General features: G+C 68.2%; 14 protein-coding genes. 10 read left to right on the forward strand and 4 right to left on the reverse strand.

Features of this window, described 5'->3' with window-relative positions; all coding sequences use genetic code 11:
• Positions 1-81 precede the first annotated feature (81 nt).
• The 4 genes from rsmI to ACOHWE_RS09090 all read left to right on the forward strand — a co-directional run bounded on the left by rsmI (position 82) and on the right by ACOHWE_RS09090 (position 3,267).
• Positions 82-942 (forward strand): 16S rRNA (cytidine(1402)-2'-O)-methyltransferase, encoded by an 861-nt coding sequence (gene rsmI / locus ACOHWE_RS09075; RefSeq protein WP_420665796.1) that lies wholly within the window; start codon positions 82-84, stop codon positions 940-942.
• Positions 943-948: 6 nt separating this feature from the next.
• Positions 949-1,320 (forward strand): YraN family protein, encoded by a 372-nt coding sequence (locus ACOHWE_RS09080; RefSeq protein WP_420665797.1) that lies wholly within the window; start codon positions 949-951, stop codon positions 1,318-1,320.
• Positions 1,321-1,420: 100 nt separating this feature from the next.
• Positions 1,421-2,356, forward strand: coding sequence for a glutathione synthase (gene gshB, locus ACOHWE_RS09085; protein WP_420665799.1), 936 nt, complete (start codon positions 1,421-1,423; stop codon positions 2,354-2,356).
• Positions 2,356-3,267 carry an alpha/beta hydrolase gene (locus tag ACOHWE_RS09090; RefSeq protein ID WP_420665801.1) on the forward strand — a complete coding sequence of 304 codons (912 nt, stop codon included), beginning with the start codon at positions 2,356-2,358 and terminating at the stop codon, positions 3,265-3,267. Before gshB ends, ACOHWE_RS09090 begins: the two co-directional genes overlap by 1 nt.
• Positions 3,268-3,269: 2 nt before the next feature.
• On the opposite strand, the gene ACOHWE_RS09095 is transcribed toward ACOHWE_RS09090, so the two are convergent.
• From ACOHWE_RS09095 to cobU, 4 genes are all read right to left on the reverse strand, one after another.
• On the reverse strand, positions 3,270-4,781 hold the full coding sequence (locus ACOHWE_RS09095; protein WP_420665802.1) for a YifB family Mg chelatase-like AAA ATPase: 1,512 nt from the start codon (positions 4,779-4,781) through the stop codon (positions 3,270-3,272).
• Positions 4,782-4,905: 124 nt separating this feature from the next.
• Positions 4,906-5,589, reverse strand: a complete 684-nt coding sequence (locus tag ACOHWE_RS09100; RefSeq protein WP_420665804.1) for a glutathione S-transferase — start codon at positions 5,587-5,589, stop codon at positions 4,906-4,908.
• Positions 5,590-5,647: 58 nt separating this feature from the next.
• Complete coding sequence (locus tag ACOHWE_RS09105; protein ID WP_420665806.1) at positions 5,648-6,238, reverse strand: histidine phosphatase family protein; 591 nt, start codon at positions 6,236-6,238, stop codon at positions 5,648-5,650.
• Positions 6,235-6,756 (reverse strand): bifunctional adenosylcobinamide kinase/adenosylcobinamide-phosphate guanylyltransferase, encoded by a 522-nt coding sequence (gene cobU / locus ACOHWE_RS09110; protein WP_420665807.1) that lies wholly within the window; start codon positions 6,754-6,756, stop codon positions 6,235-6,237. Before cobU ends, ACOHWE_RS09105 begins: the two co-directional genes overlap by 4 nt.
• Positions 6,757-7,034: 278 nt before the next feature.
• Between cobU and ACOHWE_RS09115 the strand changes: the two genes are divergently transcribed.
• From ACOHWE_RS09115 to ACOHWE_RS09140, 6 genes are all read left to right on the forward strand, one after another.
• Entirely contained in the window at positions 7,035-7,913 is an 879-nt protein-coding gene (locus tag ACOHWE_RS09115) for an RNA polymerase factor sigma-32 (RefSeq protein WP_420665809.1), read from the forward strand.
• A complete protein-coding gene (locus ACOHWE_RS09120; protein WP_420665810.1) occupies positions 7,910-8,755 on the forward strand; it encodes a ChaN family lipoprotein in 846 nt (281 codons plus the stop codon). Before ACOHWE_RS09115 ends, ACOHWE_RS09120 begins: the two co-directional genes overlap by 4 nt.
• Before the next feature lie 188 nt (positions 8,756-8,943).
• Positions 8,944-10,146: a bifunctional phosphopantothenoylcysteine decarboxylase/phosphopantothenate--cysteine ligase CoaBC gene (gene coaBC, locus ACOHWE_RS09125; protein ID WP_420665812.1), complete on the forward strand. Its 1,203-nt coding sequence runs from the start codon at positions 8,944-8,946 to the stop codon at positions 10,144-10,146.
• 31 nt (positions 10,147-10,177) lie between these two features.
• Positions 10,178-10,633: a dUTP diphosphatase gene (gene dut, locus ACOHWE_RS09130; RefSeq protein WP_420665814.1), complete on the forward strand. Its 456-nt coding sequence runs from the start codon at positions 10,178-10,180 to the stop codon at positions 10,631-10,633.
• The gene (locus tag ACOHWE_RS09135; RefSeq protein ID WP_420665816.1) at positions 10,633-11,688 is read left to right on the forward strand and encodes a HesA/MoeB/ThiF family protein; all 1,056 of its coding nucleotides are present in this window, start codon (positions 10,633-10,635) and stop codon (positions 11,686-11,688) included. The genes dut and ACOHWE_RS09135 overlap by 1 nt, the downstream gene beginning before the upstream one ends.
• A gap of 12 nt (positions 11,689-11,700) precedes the next feature.
• Positions 11,701-12,051 (forward strand): hypothetical protein, encoded by a 351-nt coding sequence (locus ACOHWE_RS09140; RefSeq protein ID WP_420665818.1) that lies wholly within the window; start codon positions 11,701-11,703, stop codon positions 12,049-12,051.
• The last annotated feature ends 49 nt before the right edge of the window (positions 12,052-12,100 follow it).

Here is a 12,100-nt window from a genome sequence, read left to right on the forward strand (position 1 = left end):
CTTGAAACTCCGTGCTCCCGGCGCCGCAGCACCGTGTGGGTTTGGAGCCGATAATAGACAACGAAAAAGGCGGGTCCAGCGTTGAATTTCAAGAATGTGAGTTTGGCTCCTGGCCTTTACTTCGTCGCAACCCCGATCGGCACCGCCCGCGACATCACCTTGCGCGCGCTGGACGTTCTGGCCTCGGCAGACGTGCTTGCGGCGGAGGATACGCGCTCCCTGCGCAAGCTGATGGAGATCCACGGCGTGCCCCTGGAAGGGCGGCGGATCATCGCCTACCACGACCATTCGGGCGAGGGCGCGCGCGCCAAGCTGATGGAGGCGCTGGGCGAGGGCAAGTCGCTCGCCTATGCCTCCGAAGCGGGGATGCCGCTGATTGCCGACCCGGGCTACGGGCTGAGCAAGGCCGCTGCCGAGGCAGGCTACCTGGTGACCTGCGCGCCCGGTGCGAGCGCCGCGGTGACGGCGCTGACGCTGGCCGGGCTGCCCACAGATGCCTTCTTCTTTGCCGGGTTCCTGCCCAATGCCACCGGCGCGCGGCGCAAGCGGCTGGAGGAGCTGCGCGCAGTGCCCGGCACGCTGGTCTTCTACGAGTCGCCCAAACGCGTGGCGGAGTCGGTGGCCGACATGGCGGCGATGCTGGGCAACCGTCCGGCAGCGCTGGCGCGCGAGATCACCAAGAAGTTCGAGGAGGTCCGTCGCGCGCCGCTGGAGGAGCTCGCCGCCGGGCTGGAGGCGTCGCCTGTGAAGGGAGAGATCGTGCTGCTGGTCGACCGCGCGCAGGCGGCGGCGGCAAGCGACGGCGACATCGAAGCCGATCTGCGCGCTGCGCTCGGCGGCAACTCGGTCAAGGACGCCGCTGCCATCGTGGCCGAAACCCACGGGCTGCCGCGGCGCAAGGTCTACCAGCTTGCATTGCAGCTGGCCAAGGAAGAGGGGTAGGAACGCATGGCGGCACCCCGCAGCCGGCGCGGCCGCCGCGCGCATCTGGCAGGCGCTGCCGCCGAGGAAATCGTGGCCCGCCACTACGAGCGGCGCGGTTACCAGGTCGCAAAGCGGCGCTGGCGCGGCCCGGGCGGCGAGATCGACCTGATTCTGCGCGGCCCCGAAGGACTGGTTTTTGCCGAGGTCAAACACTCCACCACCGGCGCCGCCGCCCTGCGAATCTCGCCGCAGCAGGCAGCGCGGATTTATGCCAGCGCCGGGCAGTACCTGGAGAACGAACCGAACGGCCAGCTCACGCCGCTGCGCTTTGACGTGGCGCTGGTGGATGGGCAGGGCCGGGTGGAGATCATCGAAAACGCCTTTGGCCACGATTGACAATGCCTTGGCCGCGCCCCTGCGCCGCGCCCCTTTCAAGGGGCATTGAACCCGGGCTGAGGCTAGGCCATGTATTTGCTACCTTACAAGGGATATTGCCATGAAAATCGCTTTTCAGATGGACCCGGTCATGGGCGTGGACATCAACGCGGACAGCAGCTTCCGCCTGGCCGAGGAGGCTCAGGCGCGGGGGCACGAACTGTTCTACTACGGCCCCGACCACCTGGCCTATCAGGAAGGCCGCATCACCGCCCGCGGCCATGACATGAAGGTGCAGCGGGTGGCCGGTGCCCCGGCCGAGCTCGGCCCCGAGCACGAGGTGGACTTGGCGGAGTTTGACGTGGTCTGGCTGCGCCAGGACCCGCCGTTCGACATGCACTACATCACCTCGACGCACTTGTTGGACCGGCTGAAGGGCAAGGCGCTGGTGGTAAACGACCCGTTCTGGGTGCGCAACTATCCCGAGAAACTCCTGGTGCTGGACTTCCCCGAACTGACCCCGCCCACCGCGGTGGCGCGCGACCTGGGCACCATCAAGGCCTTCAAGGAAAAGCATGGCGACATCATCCTCAAGCCGCTGTACGGCAATGGCGGCGCGGGCGTGTTCCGCCTGGATGCAGGCGACCGCAACCTGACTGCCCTGCACGAATTGTTCACCGGCTTCAGCCGCGAGCCGCTGATCGTGCAGAAATTCCTGCCTGCTGTCAGCCAGGGCGACAAGCGCATCATCCTGGTCGATGGCGAGCCCGTGGGCGCGATCAACCGGGTGCCGGCCGAGGGCGAGACCCGCTCTAACATGCATGTGGGCGGGCGGCCTGAGAAGATCGGCCTTACCGCGCGGGACCGCGAGATCTGCGCCGCCATCGGTCCGCTTCTGCGCGAGAAGGGCCAGATATTTGTCGGCATCGATGTGATCGGCGACTACCTCACTGAAATCAACGTGACCTCGCCCACCGGCATTCAGGAGCTCGAACGCTTCGAGGGCGAAAACATCGCAGCGAAGATCTGGGAAGCGATCGAAGCCAAGATTGGCTGATGAGCTGGCAGCGCTGGGCGCTCAACGCGTATTTCCGCTACGGGATGAAGCCGGTGCTGGGGCTGGTGAGAAGCCCGGCGCTCGCGCGGTGGTGTTTCGAGCATCTCGCGCCCGTCTTCTGCCCGCCGCTGCCGCATACGGTGCTGCTGCGGCGCTCCTCTGCGCCGGTGCCAATGACCTTTGTCAGCTGCGGACGCACGCGGCGGCGGGAGGTGATCCTGTACCTGCATGGCGGTGCCTATCTGGCGGGCAGCGCGCGTTCCTACACCGGCCTTCTGTCGCGGCTGTCCCGCGCCGCAGAGACCGTGGTGGCAGCCCCCGACTACCGCGTGCTGCCGGAGGCGCCGTTTCCGGCCGCCTTCGAGGATGCGCTGGCCGCGTGGCAGTATCTGCGGGACCGCGGCTATCCGCCGGAGCGCATCCTGCTGGCGGGCGACAGCGCGGGCGGCGGGCTGGCGCTGGCGCTTCTGTCTGCGCTGTTGCGGCGCGGTGAGAAGCCAGGCGCGGCAGCGGTGTTCTCGCCTTGGTGCGATCTCACGCTGAGCGGCGCGAGCGTCCGGCGCAACCGGGCCCGGGACGCGGTGATCCCTGCGGCGCGGATGCAGGAGGTGATCGCGCTCTACCTCGGCGGCGCCGATCCGTTTGATCCCCGCGCTTCGCCGCTGTTTGCCCGCTACCCTGGCCCGCCGCCCGTGCTCATCCAGGCAGGCGATACCGAGGTGCTGCTGTCCGATGCCGAACGTATGGCAGCCCGGCTGCGGCAGGCAGGCGGGAAGGTGAAGCTGAGCCTGTGGCGCGACGTGCCGCATGTGTGGCAGTTCATGGCCGGCAAGCTGCCCGAGGGCCGCGCCGCCCTCACCGAGGCCGGCGCCTTTCTGCGGGCGCCGCCCGGCACGCCAAAGCCCCGCTGAATTCAAACCCCGGAGGCAGGCAGCCGGAAGCTCAGAGCCTCGCCGATGTGGGACCTCTCTACACGCTCGCAGCCCGCAAGGTCGGCAATGGTGCGCGCCACCCTCAGCACCCGGTGATAACCCCGCGCGGTCAGGCCGAATCGTTCGGCGGCGCGTGCGAGCAGCTCGCGGCCTTCGGCGCAGGGGGCGGCCAGCTCCTCCAGCAGCGCGCCCTCGGCATCGGCGTTCTGGTGCAGCCCGGGGTGATCGCGGAAGCGCGCGGCCTGAATCTCGCGGGCGATGGCCACGCGCCGGGCGACCTCGGCCGAGCCTTCGGTGGCGGGCGGCAGATCGAGGCTGGCAAAGCTCACCGGCGGCACGTCGATGCGCAGGTCGAACCGGTCGAGCAGCGGGCCGGAGAGGCGGCCGAGATAGTCCGCCCCGCATTGCGGTGCACGCGGACAGGCGCGGGAGGCATCGGCCAGGTGGCCGCATTTGCAAGGGTTGGCCGCCGCCGCCAGCATGAAGCGGCTGGGGTATTTCACATGCGCATTGGCCCGCGCCACCATCACCTCGCCGGTCTCCAGCGGCTGGCGCAGCGTCTCCAGCACCGGGCGGGCGAATTCCGGCAGCTCATCCAGAAACAGCACGCCGTTGTGCGCAAGGCTGATTTCGCCCGGCTGCGCCCGCCGCCCGCCGCCGGCAATCGCCGCCATCGACGCTGTGTGATGCGGCTCGCGGAACGGGCGGGCACGGCTGATGCCGCCGTCGCCGGTCAGCCCGGCGAGCGAATGGATCATCGAAGTCTCCAGCGCTTCCGCCGCGCTGAGGGGCGGCAGAATCGAAGGCAGCCGTGCTGCCAGCATCGACTTGCCGGAACCCGGCGGGCCGGTCATCAGGAAGTGATGCCGCCCGGCGGCGGCGATCTCCAGCGCGCGCTTGGCGCGCTCCTGGCCCTTCACGTCGCGCAGGTCCTTACCGCCGCCAGGTGCCGTGACCTCGCCCGGCTGCGAAGGCTCGATCAGGCGCTGGCCGGTGAAATGCTGCACCGCTTCGGTGAGGGAGGCCGCGCCGGTCACCCGTGCAGCGCCGACCCAGGCGGCCTCGGCGCCGGAGGCCTTGGGGCACAGGAGCATCCGGTCCGTCTCCGCCGCGGTTACCGCTGCGGGCAGGGCGCCCGCCACCGGCATCAGCGTGCCGTCCAGCGACAGCTCTCCCAGGGCAATGGTTTCCGCCGCGCTGTCGGGCGGCACGATACCGATGGCGGCGAGCAGCGCCAGCGCGATCGGCAGGTCGAAATGGCTGCCTTCCTTGGGCAGGTCGGCCGGCGAGAGGTTCACCGTGATGCGGCGCGAGGGCAGGGCGATGGACATCGCGGCAAAGGCCGCGCGCACCCGCTCGCGCGCCTCGCTTACCGCCTTGTCCGGCAGGCCGACGACGGAAAACGCGGGCAGGCCCGGCGCCACCGCGCATTGCACCTCGACCAGCCGGGCTTCGACACCCTGAAAGGCGACGGTATACGCGCGTGATATCATGGCTCCCCCTGATCCGCCGGTCTGGGGAGCCATGCTTGGCAATCGTGGTTTCGGAAAGGTTAATGCGCCGGGCGGGGCTGGGCGAATTCACGCAGTCTTGCCGCTTGGACCGGTCACCGCCGCCTTAATCGAGCGTCCAGGGGCGGCGCGGCAGGTCGAGCCTGTAGGGCTCGGGGTCATAGGTGACCTCATGCGCCTCTGCCTGCCACTGCAAGAAGGCCGGGTCCGACAGCAGCGCGCGGCAGTAGGCACGGGTTCCGGCAGAAACCGGCAGGCCGTAGCCGGTGATGCGCGCCGCTATCGGGGTGTAGAAAACATCCGCCAGCGAATAGGCGCCGAACAGCCAGCCCTCGGCGGTGCCGGAGATCTTGCGGGCATGGGCAAACAGCGTCTCGATCCGTGCGAGATCATCGCGCACGGCCTGCGAGGGCTCGAAGCCTTCGTAGACATGGGCAAGCTGCATCGGACAGGCGCTGCGCAGGGCGCCGAAGCCCGCCGCCATCTCTGCCGTCAGCCAGCGCGCGGTGGCGCGGGCGGCAGGCTCGGCGGGCCAGAGCCCGGCCTCCGGGTGGCGCTCCGCCAGGGTTTCGGCAATGGCGAGGCTTTCGCCCACCACCGTGCCCTCGGGCGTGCGCAGGGCAGGGACCAGCCGGGCCGGCGCCAGCGGGGCCAGATCCTCTGCCATCGTGCCGGAATAGAGCCCCACCATGTGAACCCGGTGGGGCAGCGAGAATTTTTCGAGCATGAGCCAGCCGCGCAGGGACCAGCTGGAGAACATGCGATCGCCAATATAAAGGTCATATGTCATGCCGTGACGCTAGCGCGGCAGCGCGGTTTTCAGAACGGAAACTTTGTGATGCACTGGCTCACGGACGGTGATTGATCCGCCCGCAGCGCCAGCCCGCAGGGCCGAAGGCCAGCTCGGTGACCGAGAGGTTGTCGATCTTGTGGCCGAAGGCCTCAAGCGCGGTGATCCCGGCTGCGCGCTGGATCTGGGTCAGGATCTGGCCGAAATGGCCGACCACGATCAGGTCCTGCCCGGCATGGGCGGCCAGCAGCCCGTCCACCGCGGCGTTGACCCGGGCGCAGGTCTGGTGCCAGCTTTCGCCGCCGGGCGGGGTATTGTCGCCGGGCGCATCCCAATAGGCGCGGATGCGGGCGGGGTTCTCGGCGTCGACCTCCTGCCAGGTGCGCATCTCCCAGGCGCCGAAATGGATCTCCCGCAGCCCGTGCAGGTCCGGCAGGCGGCGGCGCCCGTTTGCCAGCGCAGCGGCAGTGTCGGCCGCACGGCGCAGGTCGGAGGCGACTACTAGCGCGTTGGGAGGCAGATACTCGGACAGCCGTGCCAGAGCTGCGGCGTCGGAAAGGTCGGCGGCGAGGTCGGTCCAGCCTACCATGCCCCTGGCGTGGGTCGGCCCGTGCCGCACCAGGAACAGCCGGGTTTCCGCCCCTCTCATGCAGGCGCCCCCTTCAGAACCAGGGGAAGCCCGGCGGTGACCTGCACCACCCGGTTCGCTTTCGCGGCCAGCGCGATGTTGAGCCGCCCCTGCGCCTCGCGGAACTGCCTTGCAAGGCGGTTTTCCGGCACGATGCCCAAACCGGTTTCATTGGAAACGATCACCAGTTCCGCGGCGCAGTCTTCGATCGCGCCGAGCAGCGCCTCCTGCGCCGCGGAGAGGTCGCTGCCAGCCATGAGATGGCTGGTCAGCCACATGGTGGCGCAGTCCATCAGACAGATCTGGCCAGGCGCAAGCGCGCCCAGAACCCGGGCCGCATCCTGCGGCTCTTCAACAGTGGTCCAGCCTGGGCCTCTTTGTTTCACGTGGCGCGACACTTTTGCCGCCATTTCGCCATCAAGGACTTGTGAAGTTGCCCAATAAACCCTGTCTTTTCCACTGCTTGCGCAGATGCCCTCGGCAAAGGCCGATTTGCCCGATGCAGCTCCGCCCAGAATAAATGTGACATTTACCGGCAATTTAATTACCCTTGAAGTACCGAAGCCGTTCCTGTGGGTAACCGCGGGGCCCGGTTAAGACAAGAGACCGCAGCACCCCCGGGGTTCCACTCATCAAACCGGGGAGGTCTGTAAAGGGCCAAAGACTTTTTTCACGAAACATATTTGGCCCGTGGATCTGTGCCGCAAGACCAAGGTCTGATCCGCCACGCCAGCTGCAAAAATGGGTGTACCGGGCCCAATGTGATCCAAGCGCTGCCTCAGGATGTAGTTTTTAATCAGTTTCCGGGGGGAGAAACATGCCACTTGATCACGCGACCGAAAACCCATTGCCGAAACAGGCGATGAAGGCTGAGCTTCTGGACGCCGAAACCGAATTGCGCCTGGCCTATGCCTGGCGCGACGACCGCGACGTCGAATCACTGCACCGCCTGATCAACGCCTACATGCGGCTGGCAATTTCCATGGCCGCCAAGTTCAAGCGCTACGGGGCGCCGATGAACGACCTGATTCAGGAAGCAGGGCTGGGGCTGATGAAGGCGGCCGACAAGTTCGACCCCGACCGCGGCGTGCGGTTCTCCACCTATGCGGTCTGGTGGATCAAGGCCTCGATCCAGGATTACGTGATGCGCAACTGGTCGATGGTGCGCACCGGCTCGACCTCGTCGCAGAAATCCCTGTTCTTCAACATGCGCCGGGTGCAGGCCCAGCTGGAACGGGCGGCGCGCGCCTCCGGCGAGCGGCTGGACCAGCATCAGCTGCACCAGAAGATCGCCAGCGAGATCGGCGTGCCGCTGCGCGATGTGGAGATGATGGAGGGGCGGCTTTCGGGCGCGGACTTCTCGCTCAACGCCGTGCAATCCTCCGATGAGGACGGCCGCGAGTGGATTGACGCGCTGGAAGACGAAAGCCGCCAGGCCGATGAGCTGGTGCAGGCCCGCCACGACCGCCGCCAGCTGCGCAAATGGCTGGTGATGGCGCTGCAGTCGCTCAACGACCGCGAGCGCTTCATCATCACCGAACGCAAGCTGCGCGAGCGGCCGCGCACGCTGGAAAGCCTCGGCACCGAGCTCGGGCTGTCCAAGGAGCGGGTGCGCCAGCTGGAAGCCGGAGCCTTCCAGAAGATGCGCAAGAGCCTTGAAAGCCAGTCGCGCGAGGTGCACAGACTTCTTTCATGACCGCTCACCTGCAGGCATGGAAGGCACTCATGGGCGCCGCCGCTTTGGCGGCGCTTGTTGCGTCTGGCGCCGCGGCTCAGGCGCCGTCTGTTGCAACGGATGCTGCGCAGGCCGCGGCACAGTTCGTGGGTGCGGACGTGATCTTGCTGGGCGAGGTGCATGACAATCCGCAGCATCACTTCAATCAGGCGGCGCTCCTGCAGGCGTTGAAGCCGCGGGCGGTGGTGTGGGAGATGGTGCCGCCGGCGCAGGCCGCGGCGCTGACGCCGGAGCAGATGCAGGATCCGGACGCGCTGGCCCTTCACCTGGATTGGGACAACTCCGGCTGGCCGGACTTTGCGCTCTACGCCCCGGTCTTCGCCGCCGCGGGTGACGCGCGCCATTACGGCGCGCTTTTGCCGCGTGACGCGGCAAAAGCGGCGCTGGAGCAGGGGGCGGCGGGGTATTTCGGGCCGGAGGACGCGGCGCGGCTCGGCTTGCTGGAGCCGCTGCCGTCCGCCGAGCAGGCCGCGCGGGAGGCCGGGCAGATGGCGGCGCATTGCGACGCGCTGCCGCCGGAGATGCTGCCCGGCATGGTCGAAATCCAGCGCCTGCGCGACGCCCGGCTGGCGTCTGAAGCCGCCCGCGCCTTGGCGGAGACCGGCGGCCCGGTTGCGGTGATCACCGGCAATGGTCATGCCCGGCGTGATCGCGGCGTTGCCGTCTACCTCGCACGGCTGAACCCCGGGGCCGCGGTGCTGAGCCTGGGCCAGTCCGAGGCCGGAGCGCTCGACGGCACCTTCGACGTGGTTCTCGACGCGCCTGCCGTACAGCGGCCCGATCCTTGCGAGGCCTTCCGCTGAGCCACCCTCGCGCCTTGCGCAGCAGGGCGCCCGGCCCACCGCTGCCAAGGCCCGCAAGGGCCTGCGGGGGAGGGAGCGCTTCGCCTGCGTCTCACGCCGTCCGGGGCTGGTGCTCGCCGGGAAAAGGCGTTTCCTCCCGCCGCCTTGCGCGGTACAGTCAGCGCCGGGGCAACGGCAGGGACGCGCAGATGCTGACTGGCAAGCATATTCTTCTGATCATCGGCGGCGGCATTGCGGCCTACAAGTCGCTGGAATTGATCCGCCGGCTGCAGGATCAGGGTGCCCGGGTGACACCGGTGCTGACCCGCGCCGGCGAGGAATTCGTGACGCCCCTGTCGGTTTCCGCTCTGGCGGGGACTGCGGTGCATCGCGATCTCTTCGACCTCACCGCCGAGGCGGAAATGGGGCACATTCAGCTCTCCCGCAGCGCCGACCTGCTGGTGGTGGCGCCGGCTACCGCCGATCTGATGGCAAAGATGGCGCAAGGCCACGCCAACGATCTCGCCTCGACCCTGCTGCTCGCGACGGACACGCCGGTGCTTCTCGCGCCCGCGATGAACGTTCGGATGTGGAACCACCCGGCCACGCAGCGCAACCTCGGCACTCTGACCGCGGACGGCGTCTCCACCGTGGGCCCAAACGAGGGCAGCATGGCCTGCGGCGAATACGGCCCCGGCCGCATGGCGGAGCCCGACGAGATCGTCGCAGCCATCGCCGCCCGGCTCGCCGGCGGGCCGCTCAAAGGCAAGCGCATCCTCGTCACCTCCGGCCCCACGCATGAGCCGATCGACCCGGTGCGATACATCGCCAACCGCTCCTCGGGGGCGCAGGGGGCGGCGGTGGCCCGTGCTCTGCGCGATCTGGGCGCGGAGGTGGTGTTCATCACGGGCCCGGCAGCGGTCCGGCCCCCCGAGGGCGTGCAGGTGGTGGCGGTGGAAACCGCGCGCGAGATGGCGGAGGCGGTCGCGGCGGCGCTGCCCGCCGATGCTGGCGTCTTTGCCGCCGCAGTCGCAGATTGGCGTGTGGAAGGTGCCTCGGACCGGAAGCTGAAGAAATCCAAGGACGGCCTGCCCGCGCTGGCGTTCGCCGAGAACCCCGACATTCTGAAAACCGTGTCGCGCCTGGACCAGGGCCGTCCGCCACTGGTGGTGGGCTTTGCCGCCGAGACCAACGACGTGGTCGAGAACGCCACCGCCAAGCGGCTGCGCAAGGGCTGTGACTGGATCGTTGCCAACGACGTCTCGCCCGCGACCGGCATCATGGGCGGCAGCGAGAACGCGGTGACGCTGATCTCGGAGCAGGGCGCCGAGGAATGGCCGCGCATGGGCAAGGATGCGGTGGCGCGCCGGCTGGCGGAACGGATCGCGGCGGCGCTGACAGGTGCGCAATGAGTACTTGGGGCAAGATGACGGAGGAGCAGTCATGGTCACCATCAGGCTGATCCACGACGAAGGCGCCGACCAAAGCGTACCCTTGCCGTCTTACGAGACCGCGGGCGCCGCGGGTGCCGACATCCGGGCCAACCTGCCGGACCGCGGCGCGATCCGGCTCGCGCCCGGCGCCCGCGCACTGGTGCCCACCGGCCTGCGGATCGAGATTCCCGAGGGCTACGAGGTGCAGCTCCGCCCGCGCTCCGGTCTGGCGCTGAAGCATGGGATCACCTTGCCCAACACGCCCGGAACCATCGATAGCGACTACCGCGGCCCGCTGGGCGTCATCGTCATGAACGCAGGCCAGGAAAGCTTTACCATCACCCATGGGGCCCGGATCGCGCAGATGGTGGTGGCGCCGGTCTTGCGGGCCCGCTTCGAGCTGGCCGGGGACCTGAGCGAGACCGCCCGCGGCAGCGGCGGCTTCGGCTCCACCGGGACCGGCTGATGCTTGCGGTTCTGGGCATTGCCGGGCTGATCTGGTGGGGCGGACGTTTGGCCGGGCTGGAGCAGCCTCTGCGGCTGGCGCTGCTGGCGCTGCTGTTTGCCGCGGTGATCGCAATGCAGTTTACCCTGCCCGCAGGCAGCCCTCTGCGCGAGGCGACCGGCGGCTCTGCCGCGCCTTGGCTGATGCTGGCAGGCTTCGGCGGTCTGGCCGCGCTTTACGGCCGCGTTGTTGCCGGGCTCAAGGCGCGCGCGCAGGAGGACGAAGCGGAGGCCGCGGCGCAGGCCGGCCAGGCGGCTTTCACTGAGACCGAGCTGGACCGCTATGCCCGCCACATCGTGTTGCGCGAGGTGGGCGGAGCGGGACAGAAAAAGCTGAAGGCGGCCCGCGTGCTGGTGATCGGGGCCGGAGGCCTGGGCGCGCCCGCTCTGCAATATCTCGCCGCTGCTGGCACCGGCACCATCGGAGTGATCGACTTCGACACCGTGGAAAACGCCAACCTGCAGCGCCAGGTGATCCACCGCGATGCCGATATCGGCATGCCCAAGGTGTTCTCCGCCCAGGCCGCGATGCTGGCGCAGAACCCATATGTCACCGTGCGCCCCTATCACCGCCGTCTGACCGAAGAGATCGCGGAGGAGCTCTTTACGGACTACGACCTTATCCTCGACGGCACCGACAACTTCGCTACCCGTTACCTGGCAAACCGAACCGCCGTGAAACTGGGCAGGCCGCTGATCTCCGGCGCGCTGTCGCAATGGGAAGGCCAGCTGAGCGTGTTTCACCCGGCCCAGGGCGGCCCCTGTTACCAATGCATCTTCCCCGAAGCGCCGGCACCGGGCCTCGCGCCCAGCTGTGCCGAGGCAGGCGTAATCGGTCCGCTTCCGGGCGTGGTGGGCTCGATGATGGCGGTCGAGGCGATAAAGCAGATCACCGGCGCCGGAGCCGTGTTGCGCGGGGAAATGCTGATCTACGACGGGCTCTATGGCGAGACCCGGAAAATCCGGCTCTCCCGGCGCGGCGACTGCCCGGCCTGCGGAAGCAAAACGGTGTCCTGACGAGACCGGTCCGTGAACGAAGCCTACTTCATTGCGGTGCTGTGCAGCGCCCTGTTCGGCGGCCAGCCAGAGACGGCCCATTCCTTCACCTATCCCGGCGGCAAGGTGTCGATCCGGATGGACTGCGTAACCGGAAACCGCGTCATCGAGTTCGGTCTCGACAAACGCAGCAACCTGGACAGTCTCCAGCAGGCACTGTTCGCAGCGGAGGTTACCGGCAAGGCACCGGTCATCGCGCTGATAGACACTGACGGCAAGATGGGCCGTTTTGAGTGGCGTATTGCCCGCGCGGCAAATGCGGCCGGGGTCCCGATTTGGATAATCCCGGCAGTTCTGGCAAGCGGTTTGGGGGCGGGCGGCTGAGCGGCCGATGCCCGCCACGCGGCGAGGCCCGGTAACCCCATTCCAATCT

Source organism: Cribrihabitans neustonicus, assembly GCF_048820895.1.
In the GTDB taxonomy this organism is placed as follows: Bacteria; Pseudomonadota; Alphaproteobacteria; order Rhodobacterales; family Rhodobacteraceae; genus Cribrihabitans_A; species Cribrihabitans_A neustonicus.

What these genes read in the sequence shown, in the direction of transcription:
- dut (WP_420665814.1), top strand. Translation starts at nt 10,178, where the DNA reads ATGGTCACCATCAGGCTGATCCACGACGAAGGCGCCGACCAAAGCGTA.
- ACOHWE_RS09135 (WP_420665816.1), top strand. Translation starts at nt 10,633, where the DNA reads ATGCTTGCGGTTCTGGGCATTGCCGGGCTGATCTGGTGGGGCGGACGT.
- gshB (WP_420665799.1), top strand. Translation starts at nt 1,421, where the DNA reads ATGAAAATCGCTTTTCAGATGGACCCGGTCATGGGCGTGGACATCAAC.
- ACOHWE_RS09115 (WP_420665809.1), top strand. Translation starts at nt 7,035, where the DNA reads ATGCCACTTGATCACGCGACCGAAAACCCATTGCCGAAACAGGCGATG.
- ACOHWE_RS09120 (WP_420665810.1), top strand. Translation starts at nt 7,910, where the DNA reads ATGACCGCTCACCTGCAGGCATGGAAGGCACTCATGGGCGCCGCCGCT.
- ACOHWE_RS09105 (WP_420665806.1), bottom strand. Translation starts at nt 6,238, where the DNA reads ATGAGAGGGGCGGAAACCCGGCTGTTCCTGGTGCGGCACGGGCCGACC.
- coaBC (WP_420665812.1), top strand. Translation starts at nt 8,944, where the DNA reads ATGCTGACTGGCAAGCATATTCTTCTGATCATCGGCGGCGGCATTGCG.
- ACOHWE_RS09090 (WP_420665801.1), top strand. Translation starts at nt 2,356, where the DNA reads ATGAGCTGGCAGCGCTGGGCGCTCAACGCGTATTTCCGCTACGGGATG.
- ACOHWE_RS09080 (WP_420665797.1), top strand. Translation starts at nt 949, where the DNA reads ATGGCGGCACCCCGCAGCCGGCGCGGCCGCCGCGCGCATCTGGCAGGC.
- ACOHWE_RS09095 (WP_420665802.1), bottom strand. Translation starts at nt 4,781, where the DNA reads ATGATATCACGCGCGTATACCGTCGCCTTTCAGGGTGTCGAAGCCCGG.
- ACOHWE_RS09100 (WP_420665804.1), bottom strand. Translation starts at nt 5,589, where the DNA reads ATGACATATGACCTTTATATTGGCGATCGCATGTTCTCCAGCTGGTCC.